General features: G+C 37.5%; 8 protein-coding genes and 8 tRNA genes. 13 read left to right on the forward strand and 3 right to left on the reverse strand.

From position 1 onward, the window contains the following. Window positions 1-11: 11 nt before the first annotated feature. The 8 genes from ILT06_RS00005 to ILT06_RS00040 all read left to right on the forward strand — a co-directional run bounded on the left by ILT06_RS00005 (window position 12) and on the right by ILT06_RS00040 (window position 690). A tRNA-Phe gene (locus tag ILT06_RS00005) sits at window positions 12-87 on the forward strand. Between the two features lie 14 nt (window positions 88-101). Beyond that, window positions 102-177 (forward strand) — tRNA-Thr (locus tag ILT06_RS00010). 10 nt (window positions 178-187) lie between these two features. Continuing rightward, window positions 188-263: transfer RNA gene (locus ILT06_RS00015), tRNA-Lys, on the forward strand. 13 nt (window positions 264-276) lie between these two features. After that, window positions 277-347 (forward strand) — tRNA-Gly (locus tag ILT06_RS00020). Window positions 348-357: 10 nt separating this feature from the next. Further along, window positions 358-434: transfer RNA gene (locus ILT06_RS00025), tRNA-Ile, on the forward strand. A 7-nt stretch (window positions 435-441) separates the two neighbouring features. Then, window positions 442-516: transfer RNA gene (locus tag ILT06_RS00030), tRNA-Asn, on the forward strand. A gap of 6 nt (window positions 517-522) precedes the next feature. Next, window positions 523-613, forward strand: a tRNA-Ser gene (locus ILT06_RS00035). A 5-nt stretch (window positions 614-618) separates the two neighbouring features. Continuing rightward, window positions 619-690, forward strand: a tRNA-Glu gene (locus ILT06_RS00040). 163 nt (window positions 691-853) lie between these two features. Here ILT06_RS00040 and ILT06_RS00045 read toward each other — a convergent pair. Then, entirely contained in the window at window positions 854-2,077 is a 1,224-nt protein-coding gene (locus ILT06_RS00045) for an MFS transporter (RefSeq protein ID WP_098101801.1), read from the reverse strand. Window positions 2,078-2,401: 324 nt separating this feature from the next. On the opposite strand from ILT06_RS00045, the gene ILT06_RS00050 reads away from it, so the two are divergent. Continuing rightward, window positions 2,402-3,001, forward strand: coding sequence for a TetR/AcrR family transcriptional regulator (locus tag ILT06_RS00050; protein ID WP_064474430.1), 600 nt, complete (start codon window positions 2,402-2,404; stop codon window positions 2,999-3,001). A 400-nt stretch (window positions 3,002-3,401) separates the two neighbouring features. Then, the gene (locus tag ILT06_RS00055) at window positions 3,402-4,346 is read left to right on the forward strand and encodes an L-lactate dehydrogenase (protein WP_000715344.1); all 945 of its coding nucleotides are present in this window, start codon (window positions 3,402-3,404) and stop codon (window positions 4,344-4,346) included. Window positions 4,347-4,517: 171 nt separating this feature from the next. On the opposite strand, the gene ILT06_RS00060 is transcribed toward ILT06_RS00055, so the two are convergent. Together ILT06_RS00060 and ILT06_RS00065 are read right to left on the reverse strand one after the other, a co-directional pair. Then, window positions 4,518-8,741: a S8 family serine peptidase gene (locus ILT06_RS00060; RefSeq protein WP_149173701.1), complete on the reverse strand. Its 4,224-nt coding sequence runs from the start codon at window positions 8,739-8,741 to the stop codon at window positions 4,518-4,520. Between the two features lie 32 nt (window positions 8,742-8,773). Further along, window positions 8,774-9,379 (reverse strand): CalY family protein, encoded by a 606-nt coding sequence (locus ILT06_RS00065; RefSeq protein WP_064474432.1) that lies wholly within the window; start codon window positions 9,377-9,379, stop codon window positions 8,774-8,776. 472 nt (window positions 9,380-9,851) lie between these two features. Here ILT06_RS00065 and glgB point away from each other — a divergent pair, with 472 nt between their 5' ends. Genes glgB through glgD form a run of 3 tightly spaced genes read left to right on the forward strand, consistent with a single transcriptional unit; the run spans window position 9,852 to window position 13,920 of the window. After that, a complete protein-coding gene (gene glgB / locus ILT06_RS00070; protein WP_098110811.1) occupies window positions 9,852-11,789 on the forward strand; it encodes a 1,4-alpha-glucan branching protein GlgB in 1,938 nt (645 codons plus the stop codon). Next, the gene (gene glgC / locus ILT06_RS00075; RefSeq protein WP_000057613.1) at window positions 11,737-12,867 is read left to right on the forward strand and encodes a glucose-1-phosphate adenylyltransferase; all 1,131 of its coding nucleotides are present in this window, start codon (window positions 11,737-11,739) and stop codon (window positions 12,865-12,867) included. Before glgB ends, glgC begins: the two co-directional genes overlap by 53 nt. Window positions 12,868-12,885: 18 nt before the next feature. Next, complete coding sequence (gene glgD, locus ILT06_RS00080; RefSeq protein WP_098101795.1) at window positions 12,886-13,920, forward strand: glucose-1-phosphate adenylyltransferase subunit GlgD; 1,035 nt, start codon at window positions 12,886-12,888, stop codon at window positions 13,918-13,920. Window positions 13,921-13,999 lie beyond the last annotated feature (79 nt).

Consider the following 13,999-nt stretch of genomic DNA (forward strand, 5'->3'; position numbering starts at 1 on the left):
TTTTACATAAAGGCTCGGTAGCTCAGTCGGTAGAGCAGAGGACTGAAAATCCTCGTGTCGGCGGTTCGATTCCGTCCCGAGCCACCATTTTGAAGTCGCAAGCCGACTTAGCTCAACTGGTAGAGCAACTGACTTGTAATCAGTAGGTTGGGGGTTCAAGTCCTCTAGTCGGCACCACTTTCAAAATGAGCCATTAGCTCAGTTGGTAGAGCATCTGACTTTTAATCAGAGGGTCGAAGGTTCGAATCCTTCATGGCTCACCATTTACAATTTAATGCGGGTGTAGTTTAGTGGTAAAACAAGAGCCTTCCAAGCTCTGGTCGAGAGTTCGATTCTCTTCACCCGCTTTTCAATTATGGGCCTATAGCTCAGCTGGTTAGAGCGCACGCCTGATAAGCGTGAGGTCGATGGTTCGAGTCCATTTAGGCCCACCATAATTATTCCGCAGTAGCTCAGTGGTAGAGCTATCGGCTGTTAACCGATCGGTCGTAGGTTCGAGTCCTACCTGCGGAGCCATATTATAGAGAAGTACCCAAGTGGCTCAAGGGGCTCCCCTGCTAAGGGAGTAGATCGCGAACGCGGTGCGAGGGTTCGAATCCCTTCTTCTCTGCCAGAATTGGCCCGTTGGTCAAGTGGTTAAGACACCGCCCTTTCACGGCGGTAACACGGGTTCGAATCCCGTACGGGTCATACTAAAAGAGATAGCATAATCTGCTATCTCTTTTTTGTTGTTTATAAATATAGAGGAAGCTATAACAGATTATAAATAATAAGTTTAAAAAGTTATATTAATTTAAATAGGATTACCTCTCCTTACACATAAGAAGAGGTAATCCTATTTTTTGAATATGTTTTAACTCTCTGCTGAATGCCCATCCGGTTTCATAACAGCATGACTATATGCGGAGTGGAGAGTTTTGTATCCTAAAAGTGCAATAGTTAAGGCAAGGCCTCCTGCTATAATAGCAACACTAAACCCTGCACGAGCTCCAAAGTTATCAATAACTAAACCAGCTACTGCTGATCCTAGAGAGACTCCAATACCAAGTCCTGTAATTGCCCAAGTCATTCCTTCAGTTATTTTTGATTCAGGTACGATTTTTTCCACAAGCCCCATAGTAATAATCATAGTAGGAGCGACAGATAACCCTGCAAAGAAAACAATAACTACTAGCCAAGTAATAGTGCTTACGAGAACTAGTGGCAGCATTGTTATCATGGAAAGTGTGACTGCTATTAAAAACTGATTATAGGGTGGAGTATTGAGTTTAAGAGTACCGAAAATTAGACCTGCAAGGCATGAACCGATTGCATAGACAGAAAGCACAAAGCTAGCAGCTACTGTGTTTCCTTGCTGTTCAGCAAAAGCTACACTAACGACATCTATTGTGCCGAAGATAGTGCCTATAGCAATGAGTGTGAATACTAGTACTCGCAAAGAACCAATTTTAAATACTGTTCCTTTGTTTGTAATGTCATGAGGGTGCACAGGCGGTTCTGTGCTTTTTTGCATGGTGAATAGGCATACCCCAATTGTGAGAAAAACAGATGATAAAAGTGGTCCGGCTTCTGGGAAGAACATAACACTTAAACTGACAGATAATACAGGACCAATTATGAAGCAAATTTCGTCGACGACCGATTCAAAGGAAAATACTGTATGCAATTTGTGGGATCCACGGTATAGTTTAGTCCAACGCGCACGTACCATAGCTGACATGTTTGGCATACAACCTGCACATAAGGCGGATAGAAATAGTGTCCAATAAGGAGCTTCATATTTCGTACATAGAAGTAAGAGGATCGTAAAGAAAACACTGATACCTGCAGTCGGAAGAAGTATGCGAGATTGCCCTAATTGATCGGCCATACGAGAAATATGAGGAGCTAGTAAAGCAGATGATAATGTAAAGGTGGCTGCAACAGCTCCAGCAAGCCAATAGTCACCACGTAACTGAGATAACATTGTAACAATACCAATACCCATCATTGATATGGGCATCCGAGCTATAAATCCTGCTAATGAGAATCCTTTTGTACCAGGAGTACTGAAAATCTCACGGTAGGAATTAAACATGATAATCACCAAAGTATTTGACGTTTACATATACATTCTTCATTCTTTTAACTCCTCCTCTGTTTCATTAATACCTTCTATAAAAAGGGACAGTGAGTCAATGTAGGATATAGGTAAGAAGTTATACTATCTTGTAAGCTAGAAATAATTGACATACGCACCATATGCCAATATCCGTATTAACATACGGAGCGTATGTCAATTTAAATGTTTTATCTCTAGATAGAGAGCTGACGTTTAAAGGAGTTATTCTTTTACATAGAGAACGGTACTATAATGCAATTCATTTTTAATAAAGAGGATGAATAGAAGTAGGAGGAAAAGATGATTAAAAAAACAAGAGCAGAAATGATCACTGAAACACGTGCTAAATTGCTGAGTGCAGCAAGAGAGGCTTTTGGTACAGTTGGATATGTAAATACGTCTATGGATGATTTTACAGCATCTGTCGGTTTAACACGTGGTGCAATTTATCATCATTTTGGTGATAAAAAAGGATTGTTAGAAGCGGTTGTAAAAGAAATTGACATGGAAATGGATAATAAATTAGGGGAAGTATCAGATGAGGCCGAAGGAAAATGGGAAGGATTTGTTGGGCGTTGTCGTGCGTATTTAACAATGGCACTTAATCCAGAAATTCAGCGAATCGTACTTCGAGATGCACCGGCAGTATTAGGAACTAGTTATTATCAATCATCACAGTCGAAATGTTTAACGACGATGGCGGAGATACTTCAACAATTAATGAAGGACTCTATTATTGAAAAGACGGACTGTGAGGCTTTAGCAAGATTCATAAATGGCGGACTAGTGGACCTTGCTTGTTGGATTGCGAATTCTGAAGATGCAGAGATGCAGTTGTCTAAAGCTTTGCATAGCCTATCACTTATATTGGATGGTTTATTACTAGAAAAGAATGCATGATTTTAACGGATATTCTTTTTATTAATATACAGTAATGGTTAAAAGGGAGGTGTTAAAGTATATGCTAATCCATTTAGTTCATCGTATTCTATATAAGCTAATTGACGTCCATCTTGTAAGGGGATGATGTGATCAGTCAGTTTAATCTTATAATGTGATTACATTTTTATTCACAATCTAAAGAAAACACCTAATTTGGTATGGATTCCACACCTATTCCATCAACTTTACACTCTATGTGAAAAAGTTCACAAATAGGTCATAATTTGTGAAGTAATTCACAATGATACGTGCTACAATATGAATGTAAAGAAGTTAAACAACATTAAATTAGTATTTTAATTAATTACTTAAACAATCATAAAAAAATATATGTGAACAATAGAGAGGGGAAATTAACATGAAAAAAGGTATCAATCGTGTAGTATTAGTAGGAACAGGAGCTGTAGGTTGTAGTTACGCTTACTCAATGATCAACCAAGGTGTAGCTGAAGAATTCGTATTAGTAGATGTTAATGAAGCAAAAGCAGAAGGGGAAGCAATGGACTTAAGCCATGCGGTACCATTCTCTCCATCACCAACAAAAGTTTGGAGCGGTAGCTATGCAGATTGTAAAGATGCAGATCTAGTTGTTATCACTGCTGGATTACCACAAAAGCCAGGTGAAACTCGTTTAGACTTAGTTGAGAAAAATACAAAGATCTTTAAACAAATCGTTCGCGGCATTATGGATAGCGGATTCGATGGAATTTTCTTAATCGCTACAAACCCAGTTGATATTTTAACTTACGTAACTTGGAAAGAATCTGGTTTACCAAAAGAGCGCGTAATCGGTTCTGGTACTACTTTAGACTCTGCTCGTTTCCGTTACATGTTAGGTGACTACTTAGATGTAGATCCACGTAACGTTCATGCTTACATCGTTGGTGAACACGGTGACACTGAACTTCCAGTATGGAGCCACGCTACTATCGGTGTACAAAAACTAGAAACAATCTTAGCTAACAACGAACAGTACAAACAAGAAGACTTAGATAAAATCTTCGAAAACGTACGTGATGCAGCTTACCATATCATCGAGCGTAAAGGTGCAACTTACTACGGAATCGGTATGTCACTACTTCGTGTAACTAAAGCAATCTTAAGCAACGAGAACAGCGTATTAACTGTATCTGCATATCTTGAAGGACAATATGGTGAGAAAGATGCTTTCGTAGGTGTTCCAGCTGTTATTAACCGCGAAGGTGTACGTGAGATCGTAGAACTTGAGCTAAATGAAGATGAAAAAGCGAAATTCGCTCATTCTGTAAAAGTATTAAAAGAAACAATGGCACCAGTACTATAATAATTGTTAAACCATTCAGAGGCGGGACACTGCTTCCTACCTCTGAATTCATATAATTTAATATAAATTCCTTTTCCGGTTTCCCTTGTATATCCCCAATATACCCCTTTTGCTGGATAAGGGTCGTTTATAGAAAAGAGCACTCTACTTTATATAGAGTGCTCTTTATTATTATTTTTTAGGCGTTAATCCTAATTTCTTTAAAATATCTGCAAGTGTACCGCTTTTTGATTTTTCAACAGGTGTTTTTGAGTTAGATGCATCTGGACCTTTCTTCAAGAAGTTCTTTTCAACGAAGCGAATATCTTTTTCGTCGACAATACCATCTTTGTTAAGGTCACCGTCTTTTACAGACAGTCCTTTTTTATCATAGTTGCTAGCGATAATTTCTGCATCTTTAATATCAATTACTTTATCTCCGTTTACATCACCTGCAAGGCTTTCATCAAGGCGTGCATAATAATATTGGCCAAGTAGCTTACCATCTTTTTCAGTACCTAATTTCGTTGTTAGTCGGCTTGTTAAATGCCCTGGAATCTCCACGTATAAGTTGTAGTCGCGTTTATTAACAGGAAGTCCATTCAGTTTGAAGTAACCGTATTTATCAAGTGAGCCTTCAAACTTATGACGGTAAGAATCTGTTGCATATACTTTTACGCCAAGCTTTGTATAATCGAATTTCTCATCTAAATAGCCACGTTCATTTAAGAATGCACCAGGTTTAATATTGCCTTCTGCTAGTGAGTTTAAAGACATTACTGAGAATGTTTGATCTTGAAGTACACGCATTCTGTTTGGCTCTGATTCACCTTGTTTCCAGTAAGCAAACACTGCTAAATCTAATTGAGCATTTGCTTCATAAAATTCATCATTTTCTACTTTGAAAGTTACATCAATGAACGGGAAATCACCATCTAACCCAGCAAAGTTTTTGTCATCGATAGCTCCGCCTACTGTGACAGAACCTTCTTCTAATTTAGGTTCATTCACTTTTGCCGTTACCCCTTTTTCAGAAAGGAGCTTTTCAAAAGCAGGATTCAATTTCGCATTTGCAAATTTGAAGTTCTTCTCTAGGAATTTTACGTTAAATTCTCCAGATATAAATTGTTTCACATGTTTGGCGTTTAGCGTCACAGTGAATTCATCATCTTTATATAATTCCTTTTTATCGTAACTAGCTTTTGCATATTGAGCGCCTTGCGGGATAAACCAATAGTTATTTACACCGCTTGGGTAGTCAGGACCTGCAGTTGCATAATCGAAAATATATACGCCTGTATTCATTGGGCCTTCCACCTTAAAGGATTCAGGAGTAATGCCAACTTTAAAGTCACCATTTGCATTAATAGGCAAAAACTTATGCAAGTATGGAGAATAATCATAGTACATAACACCATTCGCTTCTTGCGTAATGTTAAATCCTTTTCCTTTTAAGTAGTCAACGTTAGAATCATATACATTTCCTTTAATCCATAGTGCTTTTTTACCGTCTTCTACTGTATAGTTTTCTTCATTTAATTCATAAATACCAGGCTGTAATCCAGTTAATTTCACTTCTGGCGGTGTATTATCAATTACGACATAATCACCTTTCACACGTGCTTTTCCGGCTTTATCATAGCCAACAAACTCAATTGTGTAATCACCTTCTGGTAAGTCGATTTTCTCATCACCAATTGGTTTTGCAGGATCATTTGTAAAAGGATACACTCTGCCGTTAAAGAATGAATCTAAGTAGTAATACACGTCCGTTTTTAGTCCACTCGTGTTTAACATTCCGATGAAGCCAAGCGCTTTATTTGTTTTTGAATCTTTCACGATAAGGTCTAACGTCTCCAGTTCGCTGTTTAATTGGAATGCCCCGTGCAAATACGATTCACGGTATGGATTGAATTTAGATGTATCAGTTGAGATTGTTTTTCTTGATAACAGTGCATTTTCAATACCAGGCTCTGATACACGAATAGAGAACGGAATTTGATATGTTTCTTCTTTATTTTTCGTATTTGTAATATGAATATATCCTTCATATCGGCCTTGCTTTGCACCAGCTGGAATATTGATTTTTGCTTCAATTTCATCTGATTTTCCAGCATCAATTGTAATTGTTTCAGAAGTAGAAACTTTTACACCGTTTGCGGTAGCATCGTTAATAGCAGAAGATGCTGGTGTATAAGAAATTTCTGTTTTAAATTCTTTCTTCTCTTGTTTATTGCGATTTTCAACTTTAATTTTTCGTTTTTGTTCAAGAGATTCCCCATCTTTTTGATAGTATTTACCGAATGCAATGGATCCAGTTTCTTCGGGTACTTCAATCACTTCATCGTTTACAATCGTTTTTGTCGTATCTAACACTTTAAAACTTGTTTCAGTGTGAACAGAGTTATAAGCATCTACTCTTCCAGCTCCCACTTCATATACGGAATACTTTTCTTTTAAATCATCAGCAGTGTTCATAAGAGACGCTTTTACATCGAATGGAGAGTATTCTGGGTGTTCTTGTAAAATAAGAGCAGCAACGCCAGCGATATGTGGAGATGCCATAGATGTTCCTTGCATACGTTCATAGGAAACATCGTAGTTTTCACCTTCTTGTGGGTCGTTAATATATTCCGGTACCGTTGAAAGTACCGCAACACCAGGCGCTGTAATATCAGGTTTAATATCATCATTTGATGTAACAGGACCGCGTGAGCTAAAGTCTGCAAGATGATCGCCTTCTGTTTGAATGTAATTGATTTCATCGAAAGTTAAGGATGTTTTGCCTTGTTCGATTTGAGCTTTTAGTTTTTCGCCATCTTCTTTCGTTAGGCGGAATGCAGGAATGTATTTTGTGCTTTCGCCAATGTAGTTAGGAATTTCTCCATCCACATTGTTATAAATAATAACTGCTGTTGCACCAGCTTGTTTCGCATTTGCGATCTTTTCATCAAATGAAATTGTACCACGTGCAACGAGAGCGATTTTTCCTTTTACATCTTTTTTACTAAACTCGTCAGGAGTACCAATTCCTACAGATTCAATAGGGAGAGATTTTCCTTTGAAATCTTCTATTTTATCAGTGAAGTTTTTGCCGAATAAAATTAGATTAGGGAATTGTAATTGTCCAGCATGACCTGATAGTTTCGGTAAGGAAATAGAGCTATCACTTGCTCCGACTGTAATAGCAAATGGAGAAGCGCCTGGTGATCCGAGTGTTGCTGGATTTGGACCAGAGTTACCAGCAGCAACGACTGTAACAACGCCTGAAAGCATTGCATTATTGACAGCGATAGACGTTGGATCAAGCGGATTGTTGCTATCGTCACCTAACGATAAGTTAATGACGTTCATACCGTCAGAAATAGATTTATCGATTGCAGCAATAATACCGGAACTATCTCCGCTTCCATAAGGACCGAGTACTCGGTAGTTATACAGTTCAATGTCAGGTGCAACACCTTTTACTGCGGAATCTGATTTGTTTTTCTTTTGAGCAGAAACGATACCTGCTACGTGAGTACCATGCGCAGTGTAGAAGGAAGAACCGCGATCATCAAATTCAGGAGCACCAGATTGTTGCCACTCTGTATAAGTTGTTTCCATCGGATCTGCATCGTTATTAATAAAGTCCCAACCTTTTACGGAGTTTGGGTCTACCTTACTAGAATCTTCACCCGGTTTTGCGCGATAGCCTTTATACACGTCTTTTAAGTCGGGATGATTGTAATCAATACCTGTATCTAATACACCAACTTTAATTCCTTTTCCGGTAATGCCCTCGCTATGTAACTTATCTACCCCAATTTGTGGAATGCTATCTGTTAGTTTTTGAGGTGCTTTCTGCTCTGCTTGTTTTGGTAAATTTAGTTTCACTTCGTAATCTTTCCAAATACGTTTTACAACGCCAATTCGTAACAATTCTTCAACTGTATTGGCAGGTAATGTCAGCGCAACGCCATTTATAGCATGCTTATAAGAACGTTTAATTTGTACAGACTGGAAATTCCCTGATTTTACTGATGGGCTAAATTGATAAAGACGTTTGAGTCCTTTTTGGAATTCTTCATGTTCTTGATCAATACGTGCTTTTATATTTTTAGGAGCAGCTTGTAACCCTTTTTCTTTTTGCTTTAATTCATTAATCTTTACTGGAGCAGTTTGAAACTCTACAATGATATTTACTGGTTCAGAACTACTCGTATTAATATCTGGCGAAATAGTAAAACCAGGATTGGTATCTAACGTTTGTAATGCCTGACGTTGTTCTTTAGAAAGTTTTGATAGTAAAGACTGGACGCTGGAAGAGTCAATTTGGTTAATTGGGTTTTCAGCGAGAACATTGAACGGAAGGGCAGTTGAAAATAGAACGCCAGCCGTTACAATTCCGGTAACAAAACGATTTTTCTTTTTCATATATAGGCCTCCGATAATTTATATTTTAAAATTTATTTCTCCACGCCAGGTGTTTGCTCTGCATGGAATGTCCAGTTTAGCTGTAAGGAATCACCTTGGAATTTATTTTGATCCTGGTCGTTATCTTCAAAGGAGAAGAGCACATGTAAGGAATCTGTTTCACCAGATTTAATACCATCTATTAAGTTATGACGTTCTAGAGAAGTAGCTACATCTTCAGGTTTCATAGTTTTTAATTTTGATAGTTTTGTTTCCCACAAAATTTCATGATCATCGTTTGGATTAGATGGCTTTCCATCATTCACTAAAAATTTGACGATGATATGATCACCTAAATCTTCACCATCATTATTTTGCTTTGCATCTGTAACGTCATAGGATGTTTCAAGTGCTACTTTCGCAATATCCAATGATCCTTTGTTTTCAAGCTTGAAATTTCTTTCAATCAAATCGCCTGGTTTTAAATCTTTCACGTTAACGATTACACTTGGGTTAATAGAAAGATCTAGTGTACCAGCTTGGAATGAGTTACTAGATGTTTCAGCATCACTGAAATAGGCGAATACACCACCGAATGTAAGGGATAAGCCAAGTGAAGCTGTGACAACTCCCATTCCAACCTTTTGTTTTAATGACATAAGAAAGCCCCCTAGTTAAATTTTTTATAGCGACCGTTCGTAACAAGGATAAATAAGTAAACACAGTAGTCCACTATGAATTATAATTACGAAAGGTCGATGTTCTTTATTGAGAACAAGTATAGGCTTATGAATTTTCCATTTCAATAAAATTATGACAAAAAAATGTTGAGAAACATTTTTTATGACAGATTATTTTGTGGCGATTTTAAGTGATAAATAGCGAGTAAAATAGGATAAATCTAATAAAATAAAGGTTGAGAAATAAATAATAGGATGAAAGACTAGTAGGAAATGAAGCGTTTGCAATGAATATTCGTCAAAATTCGATATTTTACACAGTAAATTTGAATATTTTAAGCGAAATTAAAGAAAAAAACGAATATTTTTTAAAAAATAACAAGGATATTTCAGTTTTTCGCAGAAATGATAAAGAGTAAAAAATTTCTGTCATCTTAGTGAGGTGAACATATTGGATGTAATAAATTGTGAAGAAGTGAAACGAGATGAGTTTCATACAGAAAAGTACTATGACAGTTATAACATCTTTGGGGCACATATTGTGACGGAAGATGGGATGCGAGGTGTACGATTCACAGTATGGGCTCCTCATGCGAAAGCAATGAGTGTTGTTGGAGATTTTAATGAATGGGATTATGAGCAACATAAGATGCTACAAGTGACAGAAGATGGGATTTGGTCCTTGTTTGTACCGCATATTGAAGAGAATGAGATATATAAGTATGCGATTGAAACGATGGACGGTGATGTGATTTTAAAAGCAGATCCTTACGCAGTATATGCAGAAGTAAGACCAAATACGGCATCTGTAGTTTTTGATATAGAGGGATATGAATGGAATGATAAAAACTGGATTCGTAAGAGAAAGAAAAAATCGATTTATAAAGAAGCGATGACAGTTTATGAATTACATTTCGGTTCTTGGAAAAAGAAAGAAGATGGCGCTCTGTATTCTTATAGAGAAATGGCCGAGGAGCTCATTCCGTATGTGGTGGAACATCAATTTACACATATTGAAATTATGCCGCTTGTTGAGCATCCATATGATCGTTCTTGGGGATATCAGGGGACGGGATATTATGCAGCGACAAGTAGATTCGGCACGCCACATGATTTGATGTATTTTGTCGATGAATGTCATAAATATGGAATCGGTGTCATTTTAGATTGGGTGCCGGGGCATTTTTGTAAAGATGCTCACGGTTTATATTTGTTTGATGGGACACCGACTTATGAATATAAAGATATAGATGTACAAGAAAACCTAGTATGGGGAACTGTTAATTTTGATTTAGGGAAGAGGGAAGTACGTAATTTCTTAATTTCAAATGCGTTATTTTGGATGAAGTATTTCCACATTGACGGTTTCAGGGTGGATGCAGTTGCGAACATGCTGTACTGGAATAAAGAAGGACAAGAGCAAAGTAATGAGCACGCTGTTTCATTTTTACGAGAGTTAAATGAAGCGGTGTTTGCAGAAGATGAAGATTTTCTTATGACAGCAGAAGATTCAACAGCTTGGCCACTTGTAACAGCTCCAACGTATGAAGGTGGGCTTGGATTCAATTACAAATGGAATATGGGCTGGATGAATGATGTGCTGAAATATATGGAGTGTGCGCCTGAGTATAGGAAGTATATTCATGAGAAAATGACGTTCTCTTTAATATATGCTTACTCTGAAAATTTCATATTACCGCTTTCTCATGATGAAGTCGTTCATGGGAAAAAGTCGTTATTAAATAAAATGCCAGGAGATTACTGGGATAAGTTTGCTCAACTTCGTTTATTATATGGATATTTCTTTACTCATCCAGGTAAGAAATTACTCTTTATGGGTGGAGAATTCGGGCAGTTTGATGAGTGGAAAGACCTTGAAGATTTAGATTGGAATTTACATGATTTTGAAATGCATCGTTATATGCATGATTACTTTAAAGAGCTCATAGCATTGTATAAGCGCTCCAAACCACTTTGGCAGCTTGATCATTCACCTGAAGGATTTCAGTGGATAGATGCTAATAATCATGAGCAAAGTATTTTCTCGTTTATCCGCCAAGGGGATAAACAAGAAGATGCGTTAGTTGTCGTATGTAATTTTACTAAAGCTACATATGAAAACTATAAAGTAGGCTTGCCAGATTTTGAGTATTATAACGAGATTTTAAACAGTGACGCTGAGCAATATGGCGGCTCGGGGCAAGTGAATAAGAAACGTCTCAAGACGATTCAAGAGCCGTATCATAATCAAGCGGCGCATGTAGAAATTACAATTCCACCATTTGGCGTATCCATATTACGACCAGTGAAGACGAGAAAGGGGAGCAAAAAACAAGATGGCTCAAAAACAAAAATGCGTAGCAATGTTACTAGCAGGGGGAAAAGGTAGTCGATTAAGTGCATTAACAAAAAATTTAGCCAAGCCAGCTGTTCCATTTGGTGGTAAATATCGCATTATTGATTTTACGCTAAGCAACTGTGCGAATTCTGGTATTGAAACAGTGGGGATTTTGACGCAATATCAACCACTTGAACTTCATAACTATATCGGAATCGGCAATGCTTGGGATTTAGACCGAGTAAGCGGTGGAGTCACAGTGTTACCTCCTTATGCAGAATCTTCAGGGGTGAAGTGGTACACAGGTACGGCAAGTGCCATTTATCAAAACTTAAACTATTTAAGTCAGTACGAACCAGAATATGTTCTGATTTTATCAGGCGACCATATTTATAAAATGGATTACAGTAAAATGCTAGATTACCATATTGAGAAAGAAGCGGACGTTTCGATTTCTGTTATTGAAGTGCCGTGGGATGAAGCGAGTCGTTTCGGTATTATGAATACGAACGAAGAGATGGAGATTGTTGAATTTGAAGAGAAACCGCAATTTCCAAGAAGTAATCTTGCATCAATGGGAATTTATATTTTTAACTGGGCAATTTTGAAAGAGTATTTAGAGATGGATGCAAGAAATCCTGAATCTAGTAATGATTTCGGAAAAGATGTACTTCCGCTTTTATTAGATGAAGGGAAAAAGCTGATGGCGTATCCGTTTGAAGGATATTGGAAAGATGTTGGAACGGTGAAGAGCTTATGGGAAGCGAATATGGATTTACTTCGCGATGAAACATCACTGAATTTAAATGATCGTAATTGGCGTATTTATTCTGTGAATCCAAATGAGCCACCTCAATATATTGCAGAAAAGGCAAAAGTAGAAGAATCACTTATTAACGAAGGATGCGTCATTGAAGGGGACGTGAAGCATTCTGTGTTATTCCAAGGGGTGACGGTGGAAGAAGGTAGTATGGTTATTGATTCGGTCGTTATGCCAGGAGCGAAGATTGGTAAAAATGTTGTGATTGAAAGAGCGATCGTTGGTTCGGAAATGGTTATTGAAGATGGAACAATTATTCGTCCAGAAAAAAATGTCGACGATGTAGTACTCATTGCTGAAGGGAAATAGAAAAGGGGGATGAAATGAATGGGAGAAAAAATGTTAGGAATTATTAATGCAACGGGAAGTTTTCCTTCCTTAAAGAAAGTAACAGGGCATCGTTCATTAGCGGCGTTACCGTTTGGGGGCCGTTACCGACTCATTGATTTCATGCTTTCAAATATGGTGAATTCTAATATTCATAGTGTAGCGGTTTTTACAAGTCATAAAAACCGTTCACTAATGGACCATGTTGGTTCAGGAAAACAGTGGGATTTAGATAGAAAAAGAGACGGATTGTTTTTATTCCCGCCAAATTGCCAATGTGACCAAGATGAATTTGGATCTTTTGCACATTTTAGAAGACATATTGATTATTTTTTAAGAGCTAGAGAAGAATACGTTGTTATTACGAATAGCCATCTCGTAACAGCATTAAATTTTCAAGCGGTGTTAGAGCGACATATACATACGGCAGCTGATATTACTGAAGTTTGCCATGAAGGGGTTTCGCTTCAAACATACGTGTTAAAGAAACAATTATTGTTAGATTTATTTGAGACATATAAAGATGTGGAGCAATACAGTTTATTTGATGTAGTGAGAGAAAAGCGCGGAAAATCACTGCATATTGCTACGTATGAGCATACAGGATATGTAGCTATTATTGATTCGATTGAAAGTTACTATAAACATAGCTTAGAAATTTTGCAGCCTGCTATTTGGAAGCAATTATTTAAGAAAGAAGCACCGATCTTTACGAAAGTAAAAGATGAACCACCAACTCGTTACCTGAAGGGTGCAGCCGTGAAAAATACAATGATTGCAAACGGCAGTATTATTGAAGGAGAAGTAGAAAATAGTGTTATCTCCCGTTCTGTTACAATTGGAAAAGGTTCAATTGTTCGTAATAGCATTATTATGCAAAAGAGCAAAATTGGAGATAACTGTATAATAGAAGGTGTTATTATTGATAAAGACGTGAAAATTGGTGACGGTGTTGTACTAAAAGGAAACGCCGATGATCCATATGTTGTAGAAAAAGGAAGCGTTCAAAGCAGTACGATTAATAGTTATTCTTAAAAGAATCAGTGGGGGTTTTTCCTCCACTGATTAAAGCATTCATTCAAATGAAAACTCGAAGGGAGGAAGCTGCAAGGGA

The organism is Bacillus sp. 17RED48 (assembly GCF_019837545.1).
In the GTDB taxonomy this organism is placed as follows: Bacteria; Bacillota; Bacilli; order Bacillales; family Bacillaceae_G; genus Bacillus_A; species Bacillus_A wiedmannii.

Excerpts from the sequence above, each read along its gene's own strand:
- ILT06_RS00065 (WP_064474432.1), bottom strand. The coding sequence starts at position 9,379 with ATGTCATTAAAACAAAAGGTTGGAATGGGAGTTGTCACAGCTTCACTT.
- ILT06_RS00050 (WP_064474430.1), top strand. The coding sequence starts at position 2,402 with ATGATTAAAAAAACAAGAGCAGAAATGATCACTGAAACACGTGCTAAA.
- glgC (WP_000057613.1), top strand. The coding sequence starts at position 11,737 with ATGGCTCAAAAACAAAAATGCGTAGCAATGTTACTAGCAGGGGGAAAA.
- glgD (WP_098101795.1), top strand. The coding sequence starts at position 12,886 with ATGGGAGAAAAAATGTTAGGAATTATTAATGCAACGGGAAGTTTTCCT.
- ILT06_RS00060 (WP_149173701.1), bottom strand. The coding sequence starts at position 8,741 with ATGAAAAAGAAAAATCGTTTTGTTACCGGAATTGTAACGGCTGGCGTT.
- ILT06_RS00055 (WP_000715344.1), top strand. The coding sequence starts at position 3,402 with ATGAAAAAAGGTATCAATCGTGTAGTATTAGTAGGAACAGGAGCTGTA.
- ILT06_RS00045 (WP_098101801.1), bottom strand. The coding sequence starts at position 2,077 with ATGTTTAATTCCTACCGTGAGATTTTCAGTACTCCTGGTACAAAAGGA.